This window comes from Cyanobacteria bacterium GSL.Bin1 (assembly GCA_009909085.1).
GTDB lineage: Bacteria > Cyanobacteriota > Cyanobacteriia > Cyanobacteriales > Rubidibacteraceae > Halothece.
On the sequence record JAAANX010000035.1, the window covers coordinates 20,309 to 40,331 of the forward strand.

Annotated in this window: 24 protein-coding genes, 1 tRNA gene and 2 pseudogenes; 14 read left to right on the forward strand and 13 right to left on the reverse strand. The window is 44.9% G+C overall.

Annotated features, from left to right (window positions below):
- Positions 1–112 precede the first annotated feature (112 nt).
- Positions 113–607 carry a DUF4112 domain-containing protein gene (locus tag GVY04_02800; protein NBD15094.1) on the reverse strand — a complete coding sequence of 165 codons (495 nt, stop codon included), beginning with the start codon at positions 605–607 and terminating at the stop codon, positions 113–115.
- A gap of 40 nt (positions 608–647) precedes the next feature.
- Here GVY04_02800 and GVY04_02805 point away from each other — a divergent pair.
- A tRNA-Cys gene (locus tag GVY04_02805) sits at positions 648–718 on the forward strand.
- Between the two features lie 34 nt (positions 719–752).
- Here GVY04_02805 and GVY04_02810 read toward each other — a convergent pair.
- The gene (locus GVY04_02810) at positions 753–1,778 is read right to left on the reverse strand and encodes a phosphoribosylformylglycinamidine cyclo-ligase (protein ID NBD15095.1); all 1,026 of its coding nucleotides are present in this window, start codon (positions 1,776–1,778) and stop codon (positions 753–755) included.
- A 312-nt stretch (positions 1,779–2,090) separates the two neighbouring features.
- Here GVY04_02810 and GVY04_02815 point away from each other — a divergent pair, with 312 nt between their 5' ends.
- Both GVY04_02815 and GVY04_02820 read left to right on the forward strand, forming a co-directional pair.
- A complete protein-coding gene (locus GVY04_02815; GenBank protein NBD15096.1) occupies positions 2,091–2,609 on the forward strand; it encodes a septal ring lytic transglycosylase RlpA family protein in 519 nt (172 codons plus the stop codon).
- Between the two features lie 82 nt (positions 2,610–2,691).
- Positions 2,692–4,251 (forward strand): bifunctional pantoate--beta-alanine ligase/(d)CMP kinase, encoded by a 1,560-nt coding sequence (locus tag GVY04_02820; GenBank protein ID NBD15097.1) that lies wholly within the window; start codon positions 2,692–2,694, stop codon positions 4,249–4,251.
- A gap of 91 nt (positions 4,252–4,342) precedes the next feature.
- Here GVY04_02820 and GVY04_02825 read toward each other — a convergent pair whose 3' ends face one another.
- Entirely contained in the window at positions 4,343–5,329 is a 987-nt protein-coding gene (locus GVY04_02825; protein ID NBD15098.1) for a diguanylate cyclase, read from the reverse strand.
- A 187-nt stretch (positions 5,330–5,516) separates the two neighbouring features.
- Between GVY04_02825 and GVY04_02830 the strand changes: the two are divergent.
- The 3 genes and pseudogenes from GVY04_02830 (at position 5,517) to GVY04_02840 (ending at position 7,181) form a co-directional block, all read left to right on the forward strand.
- Positions 5,517–5,846, forward strand: a pseudogene (locus GVY04_02830) (transposase).
- Positions 5,847–5,965: 119 nt separating this feature from the next.
- Positions 5,966–6,454, forward strand: coding sequence for a YbjN domain-containing protein (locus GVY04_02835; GenBank protein ID NBD15099.1), 489 nt, complete (start codon positions 5,966–5,968; stop codon positions 6,452–6,454).
- Positions 6,411–7,181: a lipoate--protein ligase family protein gene (locus GVY04_02840; protein ID NBD15100.1), complete on the forward strand. Its 771-nt coding sequence runs from the start codon at positions 6,411–6,413 to the stop codon at positions 7,179–7,181. The genes GVY04_02835 and GVY04_02840 overlap by 44 nt, the downstream gene beginning before the upstream one ends.
- Before the next feature lie 77 nt (positions 7,182–7,258).
- On the opposite strand, the gene GVY04_02845 is transcribed toward GVY04_02840, so the two are convergent.
- Both GVY04_02845 and GVY04_02850 read right to left on the reverse strand, forming a co-directional pair.
- Positions 7,259–7,531, reverse strand: a complete 273-nt coding sequence (locus GVY04_02845; GenBank protein ID NBD15101.1) for an HTH domain-containing protein — start codon at positions 7,529–7,531, stop codon at positions 7,259–7,261.
- A 121-nt stretch (positions 7,532–7,652) separates the two neighbouring features.
- Positions 7,653–9,071, reverse strand: coding sequence for a hypothetical protein (locus tag GVY04_02850; GenBank protein NBD15102.1), 1,419 nt, complete (start codon positions 9,069–9,071; stop codon positions 7,653–7,655).
- Positions 9,072–9,203: 132 nt separating this feature from the next.
- Here GVY04_02850 and GVY04_02855 point away from each other — a divergent pair, with 132 nt between their 5' ends.
- Both GVY04_02855 and GVY04_02860 read left to right on the forward strand, forming a co-directional pair.
- Entirely contained in the window at positions 9,204–9,788 is a 585-nt protein-coding gene (locus tag GVY04_02855; protein NBD15103.1) for a hypothetical protein, read from the forward strand.
- 46 nt (positions 9,789–9,834) lie between these two features.
- Positions 9,835–10,221, forward strand: a complete 387-nt coding sequence (locus GVY04_02860; GenBank protein ID NBD15104.1) for a hypothetical protein — start codon at positions 9,835–9,837, stop codon at positions 10,219–10,221.
- Between the two features lie 51 nt (positions 10,222–10,272).
- Here GVY04_02860 and GVY04_02865 read toward each other — a convergent pair whose 3' ends face one another.
- Complete coding sequence (locus GVY04_02865; GenBank protein ID NBD15105.1) at positions 10,273–10,971, reverse strand: HAD-IB family phosphatase; 699 nt, start codon at positions 10,969–10,971, stop codon at positions 10,273–10,275.
- 1 nt (position 10,972) lies between these two features.
- Positions 10,973–11,671, reverse strand: a complete 699-nt coding sequence (queC, locus tag GVY04_02870) for a 7-cyano-7-deazaguanine synthase QueC (protein ID NBD15106.1) — start codon at positions 11,669–11,671, stop codon at positions 10,973–10,975.
- Positions 11,672–11,815: 144 nt separating this feature from the next.
- Here queC and GVY04_02875 point away from each other — a divergent pair, with 144 nt between their 5' ends.
- Positions 11,816–12,607 carry a penicillin-binding protein activator LpoB gene (locus GVY04_02875; protein ID NBD15107.1) on the forward strand — a complete coding sequence of 264 codons (792 nt, stop codon included), beginning with the start codon at positions 11,816–11,818 and terminating at the stop codon, positions 12,605–12,607.
- A gap of 116 nt (positions 12,608–12,723) precedes the next feature.
- Here GVY04_02875 and GVY04_02880 read toward each other — a convergent pair whose 3' ends face one another.
- The 4 genes from GVY04_02880 to GVY04_02895 all read right to left on the reverse strand — a co-directional run bounded on the left by GVY04_02880 (position 12,724) and on the right by GVY04_02895 (position 15,702).
- Positions 12,724–13,761 (reverse strand): threonine aldolase, encoded by a 1,038-nt coding sequence (locus GVY04_02880; protein NBD15108.1) that lies wholly within the window; start codon positions 13,759–13,761, stop codon positions 12,724–12,726.
- 415 nt (positions 13,762–14,176) lie between these two features.
- On the reverse strand, positions 14,177–14,335 hold the full coding sequence (locus tag GVY04_02885; protein ID NBD15109.1) for a rubredoxin: 159 nt from the start codon (positions 14,333–14,335) through the stop codon (positions 14,177–14,179).
- Positions 14,336–14,441: 106 nt separating this feature from the next.
- Positions 14,442–14,639, reverse strand: a complete 198-nt coding sequence (locus tag GVY04_02890) for a hypothetical protein (GenBank protein NBD15110.1) — start codon at positions 14,637–14,639, stop codon at positions 14,442–14,444.
- Positions 14,640–14,700: 61 nt separating this feature from the next.
- Complete coding sequence (locus GVY04_02895; GenBank protein NBD15111.1) at positions 14,701–15,702, reverse strand: saccharopine dehydrogenase-like oxidoreductase; 1,002 nt, start codon at positions 15,700–15,702, stop codon at positions 14,701–14,703.
- Between the two features lie 281 nt (positions 15,703–15,983).
- On the opposite strand from GVY04_02895, the gene GVY04_02900 reads away from it, so the two are divergent.
- The 5 genes and pseudogenes from GVY04_02900 to GVY04_02920 all read left to right on the forward strand — a co-directional run bounded on the left by GVY04_02900 (position 15,984) and on the right by GVY04_02920 (position 18,884).
- A complete protein-coding gene (locus tag GVY04_02900; protein NBD15112.1) occupies positions 15,984–16,217 on the forward strand; it encodes a DUF2997 domain-containing protein in 234 nt (77 codons plus the stop codon).
- 93 nt (positions 16,218–16,310) lie between these two features.
- The gene (locus GVY04_02905; protein NBD15113.1) at positions 16,311–16,697 is read left to right on the forward strand and encodes a DUF1257 domain-containing protein; all 387 of its coding nucleotides are present in this window, start codon (positions 16,311–16,313) and stop codon (positions 16,695–16,697) included.
- A complete protein-coding gene (locus tag GVY04_02910; protein ID NBD15114.1) occupies positions 16,697–17,140 on the forward strand; it encodes a ferredoxin in 444 nt (147 codons plus the stop codon). Before GVY04_02905 ends, GVY04_02910 begins: the two co-directional genes overlap by 1 nt.
- A gap of 75 nt (positions 17,141–17,215) precedes the next feature.
- Positions 17,216–17,422, forward strand: a pseudogene (locus GVY04_02915) (fimbrial protein).
- Positions 17,423–17,639: 217 nt separating this feature from the next.
- Entirely contained in the window at positions 17,640–18,884 is a 1,245-nt protein-coding gene (locus GVY04_02920) for a plasmid pRiA4b ORF-3 family protein (protein NBD15115.1), read from the forward strand.
- A 153-nt stretch (positions 18,885–19,037) separates the two neighbouring features.
- Here GVY04_02920 and GVY04_02925 read toward each other — a convergent pair whose 3' ends face one another.
- On the reverse strand, positions 19,038–19,511 hold the full coding sequence (locus GVY04_02925; protein NBD15116.1) for a GNAT family N-acetyltransferase: 474 nt from the start codon (positions 19,509–19,511) through the stop codon (positions 19,038–19,040).
- A 102-nt stretch (positions 19,512–19,613) separates the two neighbouring features.
- Positions 19,614–20,023: hypothetical protein (locus GVY04_02930; protein ID NBD15117.1), on the reverse strand; the 410-nt coding region annotated here is incomplete at its 5' end.

Genomic DNA, 20,023 nt, shown 5'->3' on the forward strand with positions numbered 1-20,023 from the left:
ATAGAGTCTCTTGTTTGAGTTTCAAGCCAATGTTAACTTACCAATTTATCTTAGATTAAATGCAAGTTCTCGCATTCAAATTATTCCTGATATAGCTGCATCTCGACATTAACTAAATAAAAGGACTGGCTTGAAGAACTGAAATAAAAATCCAGATGCTAAGACTGGCAATGCCAATAATAATTAAAGCGAGTCCAACCAGTAAAGCCACTAAAAATACCCAGTCTGTTTTCTCTCGCGTTTCGGAAGAAGCAAGGTTTTGTTCTAACAAAGTTGTATTCTTTGCATTGGCTTTCCAAAAAACATCAAAAATATCCCCTAAGCCTGGAATTAACCCTAAAACGGTTTCTAAAATAATATTAAAAACCATGCGTCCCAATGTAGCCCGAGAACTCCCTAAACGCGCCGCTTCAAACACAATGTATCCTGATAAAAATGCCCCTAAATAGTCTCCCATCCCTGGAAATAAACCCAGGAGTGGGTCAACGCCAACCCGGTAAGAGGTACCCGGGATGGTAATTGCATTATCGAGAAACCGGCTCAAACGGCGCACTCGTGTTAAAGCTGGATCACGGTTTTGGGAATTACGTTTGACGTCTTGACGCATTTTGTTAATCGTTTGATATAATTAAATTCCAGTATGATGTGGCGGCATAGCCAAGCGGTAAGGCAGGGGCCTGCAAAGCCTTTATCCCCAGTTCGAATCTGGGTGCCGCCTTTTGATAAAGGTTGAGTAGCAATGGAGTTGGCTTTTATTCTAATCCCGTTACTTCCCCACTGCCAGTAACCACTTCGCCAATTTCATAGGCAGAGAAATGGCAGTCATTAAAGAAGCTGATTATCTCATCCGCGATCGCGCTCGGAACAATCACGACAAAGCCAATGCCCATATTAAAGGTGTTATAAAGGGTTTTTGAGCTCAAATTCCCCCTTTGGGCCAACCAAGAAAAAATCGGCGGCACTGGCCATGTTTTGGGATCGAGCTGAACGGATTGCTCGCCACTTAAGCATCGAGGAAGATTTTCCGGCAATCCGCCACCGGTAATGTGCGCCATGCCATGAATATTGTAGCCAGCGCGCAGCGCTGCTAAAACCGGTTCCACATAGATTTGTGTGGGTGTCAGCACAATTTCTCCCAAAGATTTTTCTCCAAATTCAAGAAACTGATCGGACCAGTTGATCCCTTGATCGGCGACGATTTTTCGCACCAGACTAAAGCCATTACTATGTAACCCTTGACTGGCTAAACCAATCGCGCGATCGCCCACTTGGACTTGAGAACCATCTAATAATCGACTTTTCTCCACAATCCCCACACAAAAGCCGGCTAAATCGTATTCGCCACCTTGATAAAATCCGGGCATTTCCGCAGTTTCTCCTCCCAGCAGCGCACAACCACTGGCTTGACACCCGGCACTCATTCCTGCCACTACTGCTGTCAATTGTTCTGGTTCCAGTTTCCCGGTTGCAATATAGTCCAGAAAAAAAAGCGGTTCTGCCCCTGAGGTCAAAATATCATTGACACACATCGCCACTAAGTCAACCCCCACTGTATTGTGGCGATTAATTGCGTGAGCAATTTTAAGTTTAGTGCCAACACCATCCGTTCCAGAAACCAACACGGGTTCCTGATAACCTGTAGGAAGTTGAAAATAGCCACTAAAGCTTCCTAACCCACTTAAAACTTCTTTGCGATGAGTTTTCTCGACTAAAGCAGTAATTTGCTCCACAAATGACCGTCCTGCTTCAATATTGACTCCTGCTTGTTGATAATCCATAACTTGTTTTATTTGTAATATTTCTTTAGAATCATTAAAGTTGACTTGATTAAGTTTTTGTTAAAGAGAAATTGTTATGAAATTCTGCCCAATTTCTGGACCCATCTCACCTTACCGAATCTTGGTCTGATTTTAGATCAGGGATAATAACTACGCAGTGCGGAAATCAATTTTCTCGTGCTGAAGGTAATTTTCCTAGTTCAATTACTGATTTATTCGTCTAGATAGAGGAACTTTACCGCAATTAACTTTCAGAATTAAATGAATGCTTCCAAAATTAAGCAAATACTGAGGAGTGTTGATAACTACATGATGAACCATCAACTACGACAACTGCTAACAGTTACGTTATTAACCAGTGCTTTGAGTGCCGGCTTAGGTGGCAGGATAATGGCAGCTAAGACCCCAGCACGGCTTGACCAGAATCCAGCAAACCCAACTGCCGCTACAATCACTCCCAAGTCCCAGGATCAGATTCGAGAAAGCCAGCCACTCAATGGCAGCGCTTTCAAGTCAGAATCCCTGAAGAACCTGATTGCTCGGATGCAAGGAAAAGCCTCTTGGTATGGTCCAGGGTTTCACGGTCGTCGCACTGCTAATGGAGAACGCTTCAATACTTGGGCTTATACAGCAGCGCATCGTAGTTTACCTTTTGGCACGAAAGTGAGAGTAACCAATCTCAGCAATGGTCAAGCAGTCGTTGTGCGAATTAATGACCGGGGTCCCTACATTGGCGGTCGCGTGATTGATTTATCAAAAGCCGCAGCACAAGCCATTGGCATGATTCGTTCGGGGACCGCACCCGTTCGGATCGAAATTCTCGGGCGATAACTCAAAATTGAGATAAGCTAAAACAGATGATAGCAGTGAGGCATCCGTCTCACTGTTAACTGTGTTGAGAGAGGAAAAGGCGATGCGTCTGTTTAGAACGATCGCGGGAGTGCGAACCCAACTCAAATCTGCATGGCAAACCAACAAAAATCTGGCTTTGGTTCCGACGATGGGAGCCTTACACCTGGGTCATCTCAGTTTAATTGCGCAGGCAGTCACAGCCAATGATGTGGTGGTTGTCAGCATCTTTGTCAACCCTTTGCAATTTGAACCCGGTTCTGATTTAGAACAATATCCTCGTCAACTGGAACAAGACTGTCAGTTATGTGAGGAAGCGGGCGTTGATATTGTCTTTGCGCCGACAGTGGAAGAATTATATCCTCAATTTTCCGGTGCGAGCGGAACCGAAACCCAAGAAAACATGACGCGAGTCGTTCCGCCACCGGCGATGATTGCTCCCCTGTGTGGCAAAAGTCGCCCTGGGCATTTTGAAGGGGTAGCAACCATCGTCACCAAACTTTTTAATATTATTCAGCCGACAACTGCTTATTTTGGCCAGAAAGATGCCCAACAGTTAGCCATTATCCGGCGTCTAGTAGCAGATTTAAATTTGCCAGTGAAAATTCACACTTGTCCTATTGTTCGTGAGGAATCAGGGTTAGCCTATAGCTCTCGCAATCAGTATCTCACGCCGGAAGAAAAAGAAAAAGCGCAAGGGATTTATCAGGGACTCCAACGCGCCCAACAAGCTTTTCAAGAGCAAAACGTCCGCACGGCCGAACAACTCCTGCAATTATTACGTCAGGATGCACCATGGTCGGCATCTGACTTGGATTATACGGCGTTGGTCGATCCAGATACCTTACAACCCTTGCCAAAAGTAGAAAAAAAAGCCTTATTAGCCTTAGCCGTGTATGTGGGACAGACCAGACTGATTGATAATATACTGCTGCGCGATCGCGCCCCGATTATTGCCATTGATGGACCGGCTGGCGCTGGCAAATCAACGGTGACTCGGCGCGTCGCCTATGAACTCGGTTTATTACATCTCGATACCGGCGCCATGTACCGGGGCTTAACCTGGCTCGTGCTCAACTCCCAAATTGCTCTCGATGATGAAGCGGGAATTGCCGAATTAGTGTCGCAAGCAGACTTACAACTGGTCCTGAGTCGCGATCCGGAAACGCCGGTGAAAGTGAGTGTCAATGGGAAAGATGTGACAAGAGCGATTCGGAGTTCTCTGGTTACTCGCAATGTTTCTGCCATTTCTGCTCAAAAAGCAGTGCGGGACAAATTACTTGAGCAACAACGGCAGTGGGGGGAAAAAGGCGGACTCGTTGCCGAAGGGCGCGATATTGGCACTCAGGTTTTCCCGGATGCGGAATTGAAAATCTTTCTGACGGCTTCCGTGCGGGAACGGGCGCGACGACGACAAGAGGAACTCCTGACCCAAGGGCAGGATAATATCGATTTTGAGCAACTGCAGCAAGAAATTCAACAGCGAGATACCTATGATAGCGATCGCGCAATTGCCCCGCTGCGCAAAGCCCCTGATGCCCTGGAACTGATCACAGATGATTTCACCATTGAAGAAGTGATTGCAAAAATTATCCGCCTTTATCGTGATCGCTTTCCAATCTAGTGAGAGCTCCCTCACTCCTTATCCTTTGTCCAATACTGACAGAGGAGGAGAGACCAATTGCTCATCGAGAAAACCTTGGTACCACCTGCGATTAAGAGTAATCAGTCATGACGCGATCGCGCCCGGATGCTTTTGCTTGGTATAAAGCAGAATCCGCTTTGGTTAATAAGTCACTGCTTTTGTAATAACGATTGGGAATGAGAGTCGCCACGCCCATACTCAAGGTGAGATACTTGCCATTCGGATTAGCAGCATGAGGAATTGCCGTTTTTCGCACCTGATTACAAATTTTGTTCGCGAGACAAGTCGCCTGTTCTTGGTTAATTCCTCCCAAAATCAAGGCAAATTCTTCCCCCCCATACCGCGCAACCAAATCGCTGGCTCGCTGACAATTTTTGCTGAGAATTGCCGCAATTTTTTGTAAGCAACTGTCCCCAGCTTGGTGTCCATAATAATCGTTATATGGTTTGAAATAATCAATATCGCATAAAACCAGACTAATCGGAGATGAGTCACGGCACGAACGGTTCCATTCTTCCTGGAAGCGCTCGTTAAATGTCCGGCGATTGGCAACTTGTGTTAATGTATCTACTCTCGCTAAATATTCTAGTTTCCGATTCGCTTTTTCCAATTCCAGACTTAATTGATGGGCTTCCTGATAGCGACGTTCCAACTCTTGTAAGGCCCACTGGGTTTTTAAAAGCCGGTAAATCCGCTTTCGTAACACAGCCCAATTAATCGGTTTCGTAATATATTCAGTGGCACCGGCTTCAAACGCCAAATCTACTGATTCTTCATCATCCAAAACTGTAACCATTAAAATTGGCGGACAATTTTCTCCCAATCGCTTGTGAAATTCGGCGCAACAGGTAAATCCATCCATGCCTGGCATGATCGCATCCAATAAAAGTAAATGAGGAATGGTTTGATCGCAAATTGCTAATGCTTCCTCGCCATTACTCGCTTCTTGTACGATATATCCTTCTTGAATCAAAGCATATTTAGAAATGAGACGCAGAGTTTTCTCATCTTCAACAACCAGAATCACAGGAGGATGCACTTGAAAGTCTGGTTCCAGCATAAGAGAATGGTAAAAGACACGCGTTAAGTCTGCTCTAGTTTAACCTAAGAGGGTTGCTGAATTATTCAACAAATATGGCAAGGATTCTCCGACTACATAGCGTAGCGATTAGTCGCGAGACGGCGTTCATAAACGTCGGAACTAAATTCCGACGACGGCGCCTCAGGAATTGCCATAGTTTCACAAGGTAGATGCTGATTACACTTCCCAAAGTTGCCCTTGTTGTGGACATACTTCGAGAAGAAATCGACCTAACAAAGGGTTAACTTTCCACTGTGAGAATTGTGGGTTTGATCTTCATTCAGACTTGGTGGGTGCTAGGAACATAGCAATGAGAACGTTACTTGTTCGGCAAGACTGGGCAAGTACGGGTAGTTTGTCAGCCTGCCCAGATGACTCTTTGGAGTTATCGGATGTTTCGTCGGAGGAAGCCAAAGCCATGCGCCTTTCGAGGTTCATGGAATTGAGGTGGACGGCAGAAACAAGCCCCAATCACATCTCGTTTAGCGATTGATTGTGGGTAGTTGACGAGGAATTTTCCCTATTCCTTGTAAGATGAGAGGTAACTGAGGAAGATGCAACTGACTCTTTTGATTTTTTATTGTTAATTACAATCACTTAAGGATAAAAGCTATGACCACCGACAATCAAGCCGGAAGAGAAGAATTACTAACCTTAGAAGAAACGAATGCTTTGCTAGAGGAAGAAACCAGCGCCACCCATGTGGAAGTAATTGAAACCGTTATTAGCAGTCTGGATCAAAATGATACAGCAATGGTCAGCCATCGTGACGGCGGTCATCTTTGGAAGTTTCAGTACGGTAGTGTAGAAGTGTTTGTACAACTGACTGGTGACAGTGATGAAGATACGCTTGCGGTCTGGTCATCAGTCCTCAAACTTCCGGTCAAAGATGAGCCTAGGTTAATGCGCAAACTATTAGAAATGAATTGGTCAGAAACCTATGAAACTGCTTTTGCCCTTTATAATCAAGAGGTGGTCGTTTTAACCCATCGTACCGTCGCTGATTTATCCCCTGTGGAAATTTCTCGCGCTATTACCTTGGTTGCTTCAATCGCGGATGACAACGACGAAGCCCTACAAGCAGAATTTGGAGACCAGTAACGTTTGGCGATTTCTCCCACTGATCCCAGCATCAGGGGAGATCCAAATGGCCATTGATGCCTGGTTGTTGCAACAATGCCAAAATCAGCAGCATCCGCCAACTCTACGCTTCTACACTTGGTGTCCCGCAGCGATTTCCCTAGGCTATCATCAAAAACGCTTTCCAGATCGGTGGCAACAACTAGCAGCACAAGGAACCTTAGATATAGTGCGTCGCCCCACTGGCGGGAGAGCTGTTTTACATCAGGGAGACTTAACCTATGCCGTTGTTCTCTCCGGGATATCTGGAAAGCGTCTTGCAGTGTATGAAGCCATTTGTCAATTTTTAATTACGGGTTGGCAACAGTTAGGGATATCCTTATGTTATGGCAACCAAGGACGGGGCTATCGAGATGTGGCAAACTGCTTTCAAACCGCTACTGGTGCCGATCTAGTGACCAGTACGGGCGAAAAACTCATTGGTAGTGCCCAACTGAGGCGTGGAGAAACTGTGTTACAACATGGTTCGATGCAATTGTCTCCCGATCCCAATCTATTCCAGCAAGTCTTTCAGCAAACTCCCCCTTGTCTGAGCTTAAATGTAACCCAGGGAGAAATTATTACTCAGCTTAAAGCGGCTGCCCAAGTGTGTTTTCAGATGAAATTAGTTACTCAACCGCTCAGCCAATCAGAGTGGAAAGCCATCGAGACCTTCATTGCGAATTACCAACTCAGATCATCTCGATAATTTTGGTGAATCATTGGCATATCTCCAGCCTTTTCCCCCATTCATCTGCGACTGACGTTTGCTCATTTGCTCTCCTATCAGGGGGCTTCTTTTTGCGGAGTCGGTAACATACAGCAATTCACCTCATCGAGACAAACTTTGCCCCACTGTAAAGCCCAACGCACTAAGGAAACTCGGTTTTCAGTGGAAGTTTTGGTCAAGATATTGCTAATATGATTGTCAACTGTGCGTTTGCTAATTTCTAATTTTTGCGCAATTTCTTGATTCGTTAAACCGGCTGCAACTAACTCAATAATTTCCATTTCTCGCCCTGAGATGGCAATGGGAGTATTTAAGTTGGTATCCGTCATAGATTTTCTCTCCGTTCGGGTAACTAACAAATTGGCTGCTCAGTAGAGTAACGTCCCCAAGCAAAATTACTCATCTTCTTAATCTTATTGTAACGACCGCTGCTCCCCGGTTTACAATTTTTCATGTTTTTTTAGGTTGCCAAGTGCCATGAAAACTATGAGGGATCACTTTTGGCAGTTGAAGACGACACAGGGGAGCAGCGGATAATTGATCCCGTTGGTAAATCCAAACTTCACTTTGATGTTGGTTGGCATCGTAAATAATTGTTAATAGCCAGCCGGAATGAGAGGCTTCGGGATCAGCAACATAAATTGGTTCACTCGGATAGCGATTTTCTCCAGCATCAGCAATCGTTAATGTCGCAGTGGGATGATGATAACACGCGATCGCGCCGTACAATTCTTGTTGTGGATCAACCCCTTCCCGATGCACTGATAGATAGGTATCTTTCTGGGATTGTCCCACCGCTGGTGGTGCAACCACTGGGAACTCACAGTCTCGTTCGAGTAAAGGCAGGTTAGTCAGGACTTTTCCGGTCTTCGGGTTCAGCCGCAACTGCCACAAGTTGCCTTCGGCATGGACTTTTGGCTTTCCAGTCGGAATTGATTTGAGATATTCGTTAGTTTGAAAATCGCGATAGCGGACAAATTCAGCAACCACTGTCCCGTCGGGTTCTTCATAGCCATTCGCAAAATGCCATTGGTACCAAGCATCTGTCTGACGACGAGTGACCACAGAAAGGGTAGCGCGATCGAGCACAATAATTTCCGTTCCTAATTCAGGTTTCCACTGCATGGCGTCACTAAAACTTTTCAAGCCTAATAAGACTGGCAGTAATCCCACTCGCACCGGAGACACCAGAAAAACCAGATACCGTCCCGCTAAAACAAAATCATGAATCAAAGGTAACCCTTCTAGCTTCACCATCGCGGTTTGAACCACCTTGCCTTGCGGTGTACTTTGATAAACCTGTAAGGTGCTATCTTTCCCTGGAAAAACCCCGAAATTATAAATTTCTCCGGTTTGGGAATCAATTTTGGGATGAGCAGAAAAGGGCGATCCAGAAGACAAACTTCCTAAAGTATCAGGACCAAATGTTGCTAAATCGGTTGGATCAAGAGCGTGAGGGAGTCCACCTTCCCAGAGCGCTAAAACTTTATCCTCCAGGGCTAAAACAGAAGTATTGGCACTATTTTTCACCTCTCTACCCCAATTCTTCCAAAACGGACCCGGCACCGTCATCCCATAATTAGGATACAAATATTGATTGGCTGCAGATTCGGCTTGGTAACCAGCGGTTTGCACATAGCGATAAACCGCTTTTGCTCCTTCCGGTGTAAAGTGAACGGCTAGAATCGCGCCATCCCCATCAAACCAGTGTCCGACTTTTTGTCCGCCGCGTTCTAAACAAGCCGGACCATTGCGATAAAGGGTTCCTTTCAAACCAGAGGGTAGGTTGCCAGAAAGAACAGTTAGGGGCGTGAGAGGAAATTCCTCAGCAGGTTTTTGGAGCGCCTGAAACCAAGGATTTTGTGGCATAAATGAAGCTTGAGTGCAAATGAGGCGATTTGGGAATTGTCAACAAATAATGAACAAGGAGCAATCAGTAATGTTAGAATCAGTCAGTCTAACTGATATATGGTATTTCTATTTGCTCTTTTCAATATGGTAATGGTATTTTCTAAATTTCGCTTAGCTAGTATTAGTACTTTTTTATGGCTACCCTTGTTGTTTGTTCAACAACCGTTATTGGCTCAAACTTCACCAGAGACGGATGTGGAAATTCCTGAAGCTGGTAGTGAAGAAACGCCTGAAGCGGGCAGTGAAGACACACCGGAAACGCTACGCCCTGATACTCTCCTCAGTTTAGAGGGAGGAGAAAAGCTAATGAGTGAAGCCAGTGCAGCGATTGAAGAAGAAAATTATGATTTGGCAAAGGAAAAACTGCAATCGGCACGAAGAATCTTTAATCAGTTATCTAACTTTTATCAACAACTGGCGGGAAGTTTTCAAGGGATTAGTAATCAGGTTTCGCAAGAACAACGCCAACAAGCGGTACAAGCAGCACAAATGCGCGATCGCGCTACCTATCAATTGGCGTTAGTCCATCGCGCCCAAAAAGAAACCGCCTTAGCGGTTCCCCTCTTAATCCAAGTGATTCGCTCTCAAAATCCGACCTCGGAATTAGGAAGAAAATCTTATCAACAACTCCGCGAGTTAGGGTTTGTCAACTCTCCTTTTCCTGGCAGTAATTAAGCGGGATGTTACAACTAAAGAAAGAACTGATAACCAATTACTCCCTATGTTTGGCACTTTTCAACAGAGTCATTTGCGCATTGAAGTCAATGCTTCAGCGCAGTCGATTAGAGAAAGTTTATGTTATCCGGAAAAATTAAGACAATGGTTGTTTCCACAGCAACTCTCTCCTGGTTTACCCCATGAACTCCAAGCCGGCTTAACCTTCACCAGTCGCACCGGACTACTGACAATTAAACATGAAATCGAAACCTTAACCGACTCTTATCTGCGTCTCCTGTTGAGCGAAGGCGTGGATGGTTATCATGAATGGTGTTGGGATGAAGGCTGGGTCCAATCTCGTTTAGAAGGAATTTCGCTTCTCCCTCTGAACTTAGCCCAGACGGCAGCATTGCTCCGGTTGCGTCAGTTTGTCGAAAGGGTATCAGCGTAAATCACAATTGGCGCGATCGCGCAGAGAAAATCCCTTTGTCAGATGACGCTCTTAAATCCCTCTGGATTGTATGGTTGCTTCCGCTGCAAGCAATTGGTTTAACTGTTCCTGGACTGTAAAAAAGTCATCCCAAGGATAGTAGAATCGTTCTGCAGCATCCAAATAGCGCGCCAGGCGATCGCGCGCAAAACTAATATTGGCATTTAAGGCAATATTTAAGTCCGTAATCGAGTCACCAATAGAAATGGTTTTTCCGGCTGGATATTGTTTCATCACGTCCACTTTCGCCACCAGTTCCGTTCCCCCTTCGTAGTCAGAAATGGCTTGTAGATAATCCTGACTCGTATCAATAGCAACCGCACTAATCGACGCCACCTGTTCCAATAGCGAGCGATTGCCGAGCTTTTGCTGAGTTAAAACCCGTTCTACCATATCTTTTAAGCCACCGGAAACCACATGAAAGGGAATCTCATGGATGATGGCAAATTTTACTAACTCCACAAATCCCGGACGCAAGGGAATATCATCCACATAATCAATCATTTGCGAGTAGGATTGAGACGGAATCGATTCGATAATCTGCCTCACCCCTTCCCGCAATGTCAATTTTTGAGCATAAATATCAGGCAAATATTGATCGCATAAATGGGGGGCGACTGCTTTTAACATTCCTGTGAAAGTATCCTCAGCCGTGATGGTTCCATCAAAATCACAGAAAATTGCATATTCGGGAAAATTATTCTTTCTCATTTCACTCAGCACCCGTTCTTGCACGATAAGGGAGGGGATCGCTTAGTCCTAATTCTTGAAACGCTTTTAATCTTAACTGACAAGAATCGCAGACGCCACAGGATTCAGTTTCTCCTTGATAACATGACCAAGTTTTTTCCCAAGGCACGTGGAGTTGATTGCCTAATTGAATAATCTCTGTTTTTTTGAGCTCAATGAGCGGGGTTTTAATAGTAATCGGATTGCCTTCTCGCCCTTGTTTGGTTCCTAATTGAAAGACCTGCTGCATGGCATTAATGTAATCCGCACGACAATCAGGGTAGCCAGAATAGTCTAAAGCATTCACTCCGAGATAGACAAATTGTGCGGCTAGGGCTTCGGCATAGGCTAAAGCAAAACTGAGAAAAATGGTATTCCGAGCCGGAACATAAGTAATGGGAATCGTTTCAGCCATTTCTTGCGGAGCGCGATCGCGCGGAACCTCAATTGTTTGATCCGTTAATGCCGATCCCCCCCACAAGCCGAGATCAAAGCGGACCACTTGCTGTGCTTTCACACCTGCAGCCTGAGCAATATCTCGGGCGGCTTCTAATTCTCGTTGGTGGCGTTGTTGATAGTCAAAGGAAAGGGCATAACACTCGTAACCCTCAGCTTTCGCTTGATATAGGACGGTAGAAGAATCTAAACCACCCGAAAGTAAAACCACTGCTTTTTCGGTCATCTCGTCTTCTCAAGTTTTAGCTTCAGATTGGGATTGGGGAAAACTAATTTCGTTTAATTTTAGCTAATCTCTCAAAACTGTAGCGCGCGATCGACCTCGAAATAATATAATGATTTCTGAGTGTTATTTGGAGCATTATCTTTTATGATTAATTCGCATATTTTAAGATTTTTTTATCGCAAAACTACACTAACATTAATCACTATTGCAATGTCTTTAGGGGGGAGTCTGACCAATGTCTCTGCACAAGAAGCAAAACCCACTATTTCGGTTCCAGAATTTAAAAATGAAACACAGGGTAACTTGTGGTGGTGGAATCCGGGAACTTCTCGAGAGTTAGCGGATGCCTTAATGAACGAGTTGACATCCACCGGTCAGTTCAGGGTGGTTGAGCGACAAAAATTAGGTGAGGTCCTCTCAGAGCAGGAATTAGCTGAATTAGGGCTTGTTCGCGAAGGCACAGAAGCCCAAAGAGGAGAACTCACGGGAGCGCAATATATTGTGTTGGGTAAAGTCACCTCTTATGAAGAAGGAATCGCTAGCGAATCGACGGGTCGAAGGGGCGGTATTAGCATTGGTCCTGTGCGCTTAGGGGGCGGCAGTCGCAACAATGAACAACAATCTTATGTTGCCATTGATTTGCGGGTTGTGGATGCGACAAGCGCTGAAGTCGTTTATGCCCGTACCATCGAGGGACGAGCAACCTCGGAATCCAGTGGTGCTTCTGGCAATGTCAGCATTGGAGGGGTTAACTTTGGTCAAGATAATAGCGAAACTAGCCGCGCACCAGTGGGGAAAGCGCTGCGAGCTGCCTTAATTGAAGCAACGGACTATCTCAGCTGTGTCATGGTCGTTCAAGGAGACTGTATTGCTGAATTTGAAGCCAAAGAAGAGCGTCGTCGGGAGAGTGCTGACGGAGTATTAGATTTAGATTAACAATTCTACTCATTTGAGCGAGGGTGGTTCTCCCTTAACAGCAAAAGAGCCACCCGACTCAAGAATGGAAAACGATTGATTCAGAGGAAGAGTGACAAATAACCAATGACCAATGACTAATCAGATCGAGCAATTGCATCTTTAATATCGCTAATTAATTCATCAATTCTAGATTGAGTGGTATCCCAAGCACAGACAAAACGAACGCCACCTACGCCAATAAACGTGTAAAAATACCAGTTTTTTGCTCTCAAAGCATTAATTACTTCTTGCGGCATCTTCACAAATACACTATTGACTTCCCGGGGAAACATTAGCTCAATCTCTGGTATCACGGCTAATCTCTGTTCTAAATACGCCGCACATTCGTTAGCCTGTTGAGCGTTTCTGAGCCAAGCCCCTGTTTCTAATAATCCTAAAAAAGGTGCAGCAATAAAGCGCATTTTGGAAGCAAGTTGTCCGGCTTGTTTACAACGATAGGCAAAATCCTCTGCTAATTCTTTATTAAAGAAAATAATCGCTTCCCCGAAAGCCATCCCGTTTTTAGTCCCGCAAAAACATAAGACATCGACTCCACATTTCCAGGTTATTTCGGCTGGAGTTTGATTCATGGCGCTTACTGCATTAGCAAAACGAGCCCCATCCATATGAATTTTTAATTGGTACTTTTGGGCAACTTCCTGGATTGCCATTAATTCTTCCAGAGTGTATAACGTTCCCAATTCTGTGGGCTGAGTTAAACTAATCACTCTAGGTTTAGGATAGTGAATATCTGCTCTTTTATTAACAATTGAAACAATTGATTCCGGCGTTAATTTTCCATTGCTGCCTTGACCTAACAATAATTTAGAGCCATGAGAAGCTAATTCCGGTGCCCCACATTCATCAGTTTCAATATGAGCAACTTCATGACAAATAACACTATGATACGATTGACAAAGTGCAGCTAAGGATAAAGAGTTGGCTGCTGTACCATTAAAGACAAAAAAGACTTCACAATCCGTTTCAAATAAGCTTCGGAAATGATCAGCGGCTTTCTGTGTCCACTCGTCGTTTCCATAAGCCAGGGCATTACCTTGATTGGCTTGATGCAGATACGCCATAGCTTCCGGGCAGATACCAGAGTAATTATCACTGGCAAATTGTTCTAACATTAACTCACAAAAACAATCACTAATCATTATCTTAAAGTATGACTCTTAGAGGGGACTCTAAAAGTTACTTTGACAACAATTAGATTCGATGCAACTGCTCAGAAGAAAGCTCGCTTAGGGCAATGATCGCGGAGATGAAGTTTTTGCTTGATCTAGCATCACCCTTTGAGGCGAGAATCCCCGTCCTTCTAGGGCGGAGAGTGTCAATGACAAAATTGCCATGGACAGAGTACTAGGTTTTGTTGACACAAGACGATAGAGCAACTGTTTTTGGTCGTCGTGCAAGGGCTTCCGTAATTTTCTTCAAGTCAACATATGGCAGAAGTTTTAGAGAGAAGCATCAACAGAACCTAAGATTTTATCCCAAAATGTAAAACCACAAAGTTAATACCTTGAAAGGGCTGGTCCTACTTTCCTATTGTGCTGTAAACTGCTCTTGTTCCGCGCCACACTTTGGACAAACCCAATCTTCGGGCAAGTCTTCAAAGGGGGTTCCTGGTTCAATGCCGTTTTCAGGGTCCCCTTGCTCGGGATCGTAGACATATCCACAAACGGAACATTCATACTTCTGCATGGTTTGCGTTGGCATTAGATTCTCCTCTAGTTGGGGCAATTTATTAATACCAATCTATAAAGTTTTGAGTGACCGATGAATCGGTCCGTAGTTAGATCAAGCTGCGTTACCAGAGTTTTGGCTCAATTTTGCTTAGCATCAACTCTTCATCAAAGTCAAAGATTACGCCTTCCGTTTTCCGAAGGCGTAATCTTTGACCGTTGGTCAGCGGTACACCGGACTTTGAGTCCAGTGCGGGGTTCACAAGCGCCGGAACTTGGTTCCGGCGACCCCTTGCTTGCGCTGACCGCCCAGCTGCGGTCATTTCAATCCTCTTAAAGCCGGTTTCAGAGGACCAGTTATTCTACCAAAATCGATGAGATGAGCTAACGGACAAATTTTGGCATCACTTCTGCTGCTGTCATAACGCCATACCAACCCCGACGGTGAAACTGGGTTCCTGCTTTGAGATAGCCAAAGGCAGTCCCACAGACATTGGCTGCCATGCTGGTTTCATCACCGAGAGTAAAGGTGTGAGTAGAAATTTTTCCTTCAAATGTGCGTCCGGTGATTTGAACATTAGTACTGATCGGTTTCTCGGCATGACGAGTATCCACAACCCCCCCAACTGAAACGCGATCGCGCGGACAAATTCCCGCTAATTCAAGCATTAAGTCGTCTGCATGTTCCATATTTTCGAGCTTCAAAATGCCATCGGTTTCCGCTAACAGCGCAGCCACTTCTTCATCCGTCATCGCTTTTGCTTGTTCTACCGTATAACCGGGCAAATGAGCAATATCTTCACGAATGGTTGCTCGATAAGCTTCCCAGTTAGCAATGCCGACACCAAAGGTAATATTCACTGCATGAATCTCCGCATAACTTTGCGCTGCCACTGTTGCCGCTGCAGTCAGTAAGCCAGGAGTCGCCCCACAGCCTGTTAAATAGGTAATTCCTGCTGCTTCTAATTCGTTTTGCATCCCTAGCAACTCTTCCATGGCACTGGTTCGTTTCAGGGCATCAACCAACACCCCTTGCCAACCCACATTGATAAATTCTCTGACTACGGACGCCATAAATGTATTGGGTAAATTGGGGAGGGCGAGGAAATAAGCATCAACAGGATACTGTTGAATTAAATCGCGGATACTGGTTGTAGAGAGGGTGCCCATGCTGTCTAAATGCCCAACGGATCCTTGATGGCGATAACTCTCTAAACAACGTGGCAAATCTAAGCCCTGACTTTGATACGCATATCCTTTTTGATCCGCCACGGCGACCCATTGCATTTCTTGCTTCGGCTGTAAAAGGTGGGCTGCCGCTTGTCCCAAGCCACCAAAGCCAAGAATCCCGACATTAATTGGTTGCATTTGTTGCTTGCTATTCATGCCTAATTGATTGTGAAGCGTTTTTTAAGTTTTGTAAAAAATTGCCAAGCTTGAGTCTCAGCAATCGCCCCTATTTCCTGAACCAACAAGACAATTTATGTTCCGTTCGGCTTTCGCTATACTTGACGCTTCAAGAAACTTAAGCCAAACTTACAAAGTATTGGGGCAAATTCTCATTAAATCATTAATAATTATCAAAAATCAATGATAATCATTGAGATTCATCAAACTTTATCTTGCCCCAAGTTGTATCTTAATCCTTTACCCTCAGCAAGAAGCCTATGAGCATGGAAACCCTAGAATTCATTATTCGCCCGGATGGGCGAGTTGAGGAAAAAGTTACCGGCATTGTTGGTAACTCCTGTACCGAAGTAACAGCGGCGATCGAAGCCCAACTCGGACAAGTGGTTTCTCAAGAGCAAACTTCAGAATATTTTTCCCAAAACACACTAGACTCTACCACAACGACGACGCAAACCACGACAACTTCTTGGTCTGAGATTACGCCTTCTTGAACAGAAGGCGCCTGCTCAGACCGTTGGTAAATTTTTTTATAGAAACGTTTGTTTTGTTAAATTTAAGTAAACTGGTGCGGAGAATCAGATCAAATGTCACACTTTAGCCAAATTAAAACTCAAATTCGGAATCTTTCTTCTTTGAAAGCTGCGCTCAGCGACATGGATATTAGCTGGAAAGAAGGTCCAGCAACCGTTCGCGGTTATCAAGGACAAACTCATAGCGCAGAAGTGGTCATCGAACAACAGAACCAATACGATGTTGGTTTCCGTTGGAATGGCAGCGAATATGAACTGGTTGCTGATTTACAGTATTGGCAACAACCCTTAACCGTGAATGGCTTCCTCAATCAAGTGAGCCAACGCTATGCTTACCACACCGTTATGAATACTACTGCGGACGAAGGGTTCCAAGTTGCAGAAGAACAAAAAAATAAAGATGGTTCCATTCGTCTTGTTGTTCAACGCTGGAGTGCGTAATGTCTGACTCAGAAAATCCCAACCGTTCCGGGCTAGAACCCGAATTAGGGGGTATTTTACGTCATAATCCCAACCGTTCCGGTTACGAACCTGAGTTAGGGGGACTGTTTCGAGAGAAGGGAGTTTATGTGGATGAGTTAACTTGCATTGGTTGCAAACACTGCGCTCATACCGCACAAAATACCTTCTATATTGAACCGGAATACGGTCGGGCACGGGCCATTCGTCAAGATGGGGATACAGAGGACGTTATTCAAGAAGCCATTGATACTTGTCCGGTTAACTGTATCCACTGGGTTGACTATAAAAAACTGAAAGAACTGGAAGCAGAACGGGAATTCCAAGTAATTCCAGTCGCTGGTTTTCCAGTCAGTAAAGGCGTAATTGCTGCCCAACAAAGACGCTTGCAAAAGCAACGTCACAAGCAACAAAAACCTTCTTGAGCGATTATTCACAGTAATATATGGTAGAAGCGTTTCCCTTAAGCGTTTCTACCATTATTTATTTTTCGTTAACTTCAACGAATTAATGTTAATTTTCAACAGCGTTTTCTGGTAATTCAGCGAATTTTAGGGATTAAGACCCATTGGCTGGATCCGATGAGAGTGGTAGAAGCGAGAAATCCGGTTGGTCGAATTCCCAGCCTCAAGATTACTTACATTGATGAAACAATGAGAATTGGTCGCGGTGGCGATGAGAGTTTATTTATTCTCACCCGAGAGTGAAGGCACTCTTGAAAGTATTTTCTTTGGCTTCCTGATCTCATTTTGATCCGTTACAATACTTGACAACTATTGAGAATTCAATGTGTTACCGGTTGAGATTCCTCTAAATATAAAATTGATTGACAGTTTAGGTTGGAGACCGAACCCAAGGTATTGCCCTCTGTGGGAATGGCTGAAATACAATTAAGTTAGCTTTAGGAAAATTTCGGTCAATGCGATGAACCCGACCATTGAACAAGCGCAAACGATTCTGAATCAGCAAACAATTACCGAAACTGGCCCCGGAACAATTCTCCAAGACTTCCAAACCTTTCTCAACTTACTGCAAGATGAGGGAATCGAAGTCAGTGGCAAACATAGTTTGTTTCCCCTCAAACACTTAGCAGCCTTAAATGCCCAATTAACTGAACCGACGCAACTCGATTTAAAGAGACCCGTTCAGAAATCTTATCCTGCCTTAAATGGAATTTACTTACTGTTAAGAACCACGGGCTTAGTTGTTGTTGTTTCCGAGAAGAGAAAACAAAAGTTAGTACTTGATGAAGCCACTTATCAACTCTGGAATCAACTGAATGCAACCGAACAATATTTCACATTATTAGAAGCGTGGCTGGTTCACGCCAGTGATGAAACGATTGGCGAACGGGATCAATCTCCCACCTTGTTTCACTGTCTTCGCTTTTGGCAAATGTTAAACCGAGACGAGATTCAATTGACCAAGGAGTTAGAAGGCTATTTTGCCTTTCGTTACACACCAGGTTGGCACAATCTTGCCTTATTCGATTTATTTGGTTTAATGAGAGTTGAGCAAGGAAAACCTGAGGAAGGGAAAGGTTGGCGGGTGCAGCGTCTTGAAAAAAATGCTTATGGAAAAGGAATTTTAACGGTGTTAGGTTTGGCCTTACTTGGAGACGAGTCATCATTTCCAGTGAGTTCACTGTGGCAAGAGATTGTCAACCTCGAACCAGTGATCCGCTTTGGGAAATTGCAAACACTCTTCCAGCCTTACTTCCCGCAATGGCAAAACAATCTTGTGGTTGAGCCGGATGATTCCACACAAGGCGTTTATCTTTTTAAGGTGTCACTGGGAAAGCCTTGGCGACGAATTGCCATTCCCTCTTTCCTGTGTCTTGATGATTTAGCCGAAGCCATTCTTGATGCCTTTAAGTTTTCAGATGATCATCTCTATCAGTTTATTGGCCAACAAAGCACAGGGAAAACATTGATGATTAATCATCCTTTTCTGGAAGATCCTCCTTGTACCGATGAATTTCTGGTGGAAGCGTTACCGTTAAAAGTGGGTCAAACGATGACATTTTTATTCGATTTAGGCTCTCGATGGGAATTTAAGCTCACTTTAGAAGAAATTCAGCCTCTCACTCAAGATTGCAAGCAGCCTCAACTTTTACACGCTTCTGGTCAAGCCCCAGAACAGTATGACTTCCACGAAGAATGGGATTGAACTGTTCCTGTTCCCAATTGAAGAATAGGAGTTGCTTAATCTGCCGATGTAGGGGATGTGGACGAAGGAGGACTAACAACCGAGCTTCACCCACCCGTAGGCGCGGATTTCTTCCCAAATTGTACATACCGGAGAGTCGGGTGCCAGCTTAAATTAGCTCTGTGAAGGGGTCCATCTGTATCGCCTCTTAGTGCGTGACCCTCGCTGATCATGAGGATCATCAGCTGGCACAGCCACCTCATCAACCAACTCAGCACCTAAACGCTCGATGGTACGTCGGGATGCCCAATTGTCGGAGTCGCAAGTAATTGTGACCGCCTCGTCAACCGAGCGGACGAACGGCGCGATCGCGCGACACGCCTGAAACGCAAAGCCGTGACCTCGAAAAGACTCTACGATTTCAAAGCCAATGTGACCAGCACAAACTCGAACGTGCTCTGTCTCTCCGATGCGAAAATTAATCTGCCCAACATCCGACCCATCGGTAATGATGATGCGAAAGTGGAAATACGGGACGAACCCATGCCAGGGCTCTCCAGGTCCTATATGGCTGAAACGTAGCGTAATCTCACCGTTAGCCAAAGACTCGGGAGGGGATGGAAGCATTTCTTCTGGGGAGCATGTCATCTTTGTACTCCAATCAGTTCATTAAGGTCGTTACATCGATGGGCAAGAACTTACCGAAGATTTTCCTCGCGACGATGTTAGCGAATCAGATTAATACCTGAATCACTTTTTAGACTTAATCTTAGCCCACGCCAGTGATTCAAGGGTAATGATTTCATAAAACGGAGCCTTGTCCTTGATGTATTGCGCTCGCGACTCAGCAGAGGCATCGACAGCTCGTTTTTGTTCAGCTAACCATTGAGCGCGATCGGGATGCTGAATCAAGTAATCACGATAAGCGAGATGCTTCTTGAGTTCATGGGCACCCGATTCACAGACATACAAGTGATGCACCGATTGTTGTTGAGCCTCGGTCCCGAGTTTCGGTGCTAACGCTTCCCTTCCGGGAATCCCTTTGTTGCCCTCATGGAAGTACCCAAGCGGCTCAAGACACGCGATGACTTGCGAAGTCAAACCAATCGGGCATTCCAGATCGAGATCAATAATATCTTTGGCGGGCATCCCGGGAATAG

Excerpts from the sequence above, each read along its gene's own strand:
- GVY04_02800 (NBD15094.1), bottom strand. The coding sequence starts at position 607 with ATGCGTCAAGACGTCAAACGTAATTCCCAAAACCGTGATCCAGCTTTA.
- GVY04_02810 (NBD15095.1), bottom strand. The coding sequence starts at position 1,778 with ATGGATTATCAACAAGCAGGAGTCAATATTGAAGCAGGACGGTCATTT.
- GVY04_02815 (NBD15096.1), top strand. The coding sequence starts at position 2,091 with ATGAACCATCAACTACGACAACTGCTAACAGTTACGTTATTAACCAGT.
- GVY04_02820 (NBD15097.1), top strand. The coding sequence starts at position 2,692 with ATGCGTCTGTTTAGAACGATCGCGGGAGTGCGAACCCAACTCAAATCT.
- GVY04_02835 (NBD15099.1), top strand. The coding sequence starts at position 5,966 with ATGACCACCGACAATCAAGCCGGAAGAGAAGAATTACTAACCTTAGAA.
- GVY04_02840 (NBD15100.1), top strand. The coding sequence starts at position 6,411 with ATGACAACGACGAAGCCCTACAAGCAGAATTTGGAGACCAGTAACGTT.
- GVY04_02845 (NBD15101.1), bottom strand. The coding sequence starts at position 7,531 with ATGACGGATACCAACTTAAATACTCCCATTGCCATCTCAGGGCGAGAA.
- GVY04_02850 (NBD15102.1), bottom strand. The coding sequence starts at position 9,071 with ATGCCACAAAATCCTTGGTTTCAGGCGCTCCAAAAACCTGCTGAGGAA.
- GVY04_02855 (NBD15103.1), top strand. The coding sequence starts at position 9,204 with ATGGTATTTTCTAAATTTCGCTTAGCTAGTATTAGTACTTTTTTATGG.
- GVY04_02860 (NBD15104.1), top strand. The coding sequence starts at position 9,835 with ATGTTTGGCACTTTTCAACAGAGTCATTTGCGCATTGAAGTCAATGCT.
- GVY04_02865 (NBD15105.1), bottom strand. The coding sequence starts at position 10,971 with ATGAGAAAGAATAATTTTCCCGAATATGCAATTTTCTGTGATTTTGAT.
- queC (NBD15106.1), bottom strand. The coding sequence starts at position 11,671 with ATGACCGAAAAAGCAGTGGTTTTACTTTCGGGTGGTTTAGATTCTTCT.
- GVY04_02875 (NBD15107.1), top strand. The coding sequence starts at position 11,816 with ATGATTAATTCGCATATTTTAAGATTTTTTTATCGCAAAACTACACTA.
- GVY04_02880 (NBD15108.1), bottom strand. The coding sequence starts at position 13,761 with ATGTTAGAACAATTTGCCAGTGATAATTACTCTGGTATCTGCCCGGAA.
- GVY04_02885 (NBD15109.1), bottom strand. The coding sequence starts at position 14,335 with ATGCAGAAGTATGAATGTTCCGTTTGTGGATATGTCTACGATCCCGAG.
- GVY04_02890 (NBD15110.1), bottom strand. The coding sequence starts at position 14,639 with ATGACCGCAGCTGGGCGGTCAGCGCAAGCAAGGGGTCGCCGGAACCAA.
- GVY04_02895 (NBD15111.1), bottom strand. The coding sequence starts at position 15,702 with ATGAATAGCAAGCAACAAATGCAACCAATTAATGTCGGGATTCTTGGC.
- GVY04_02900 (NBD15112.1), top strand. The coding sequence starts at position 15,984 with ATGAGCATGGAAACCCTAGAATTCATTATTCGCCCGGATGGGCGAGTT.
- GVY04_02905 (NBD15113.1), top strand. The coding sequence starts at position 16,311 with ATGTCACACTTTAGCCAAATTAAAACTCAAATTCGGAATCTTTCTTCT.
- GVY04_02910 (NBD15114.1), top strand. The coding sequence starts at position 16,697 with ATGTCTGACTCAGAAAATCCCAACCGTTCCGGGCTAGAACCCGAATTA.
- GVY04_02920 (NBD15115.1), top strand. The coding sequence starts at position 17,640 with ATGAACCCGACCATTGAACAAGCGCAAACGATTCTGAATCAGCAAACA.
- GVY04_02925 (NBD15116.1), bottom strand. The coding sequence starts at position 19,511 with ATGACATGCTCCCCAGAAGAAATGCTTCCATCCCCTCCCGAGTCTTTG.